Origin of the sequence: Amycolatopsis sp. H20-H5 (assembly GCF_035828755.1) — a bacterium.
GTDB lineage: Bacteria > Actinomycetota > Actinomycetes > Mycobacteriales > Pseudonocardiaceae > Amycolatopsis.
The window spans coordinates 1-648 of the sequence record NZ_JAYMZS010000303.1; the positions used below are offsets into that span (position 1 = coordinate 1).

Here is a 648-nt window from a genome sequence, read left to right on the forward strand (position 1 = left end):
GACCGGCTGCCAGCACGACCACGCCCGCGAGCACGGCGATCGGGTACACGACCGAAGTGCCGTGGCGGGCGACCAGCGGCACGAGCACCACGGTCATCGCCCCGGTGGGACCTGACACCTGCAGTGAAGAGCCCCCGAAAATCGCGGCGACCGCCCCGGCGATCACCGCGGTCACCAGGCCGGGCGCCGCGCCGACACCGGTCGCGACACTGAAAGCGAGAGCCAGCGGCAACGCGACAATGCCGACGGTCACTCCGGCGAGAAGATCACGTGCCCAGGATCGCCGAAGTCCGGCGTAGTCGGCGACGGTGGGAATCACCCGTAGCAGTGCGCTCACCGGGGCGCCGGAAAACGCTGGCCGATGCTGAAGCGAGCGGCACGCCGACGCAGATGTCGATGCGGCGCAGGAGGAATCGGCGTCGACGGTTTGGTGGCTGCCACGCGGTAGAAGAGTTTCTTGCCAACCTCGATGAGCCCGAGGTAGCACAGCGCCATGCCGCCCAGCGCGGCGAAGAAAGCCGGTGGCAACGGGTGGAACCCGAACGTGCCCGCGAGCGGAGTCGCGGGCAGTATCGCCCCGACGGCGACGACTCCGAGCGCCGCCAGGGTCAGCGGCAGGCTGGGGTGGCGGCGGAAGAACGGGACGCG

General features: G+C 70.2%; 1 protein-coding gene and 1 pseudogene. Both read right to left on the minus strand.

Features of this window, described 5'->3' with window-relative positions; genetic code table 11:
• On the minus strand, positions 1 to 337 hold a 337-nt coding region (locus QMK34_RS47625), incomplete at its 3' end, for a SulP family inorganic anion transporter (RefSeq protein ID WP_442785381.1).
• Positions 334 to 648 (minus strand): annotated as a pseudogene (locus tag QMK34_RS47630) (magnesium-translocating P-type ATPase); the annotation flags it as partial. The pseudogene QMK34_RS47630 and the gene QMK34_RS47625, both read right to left, overlap by 4 nt.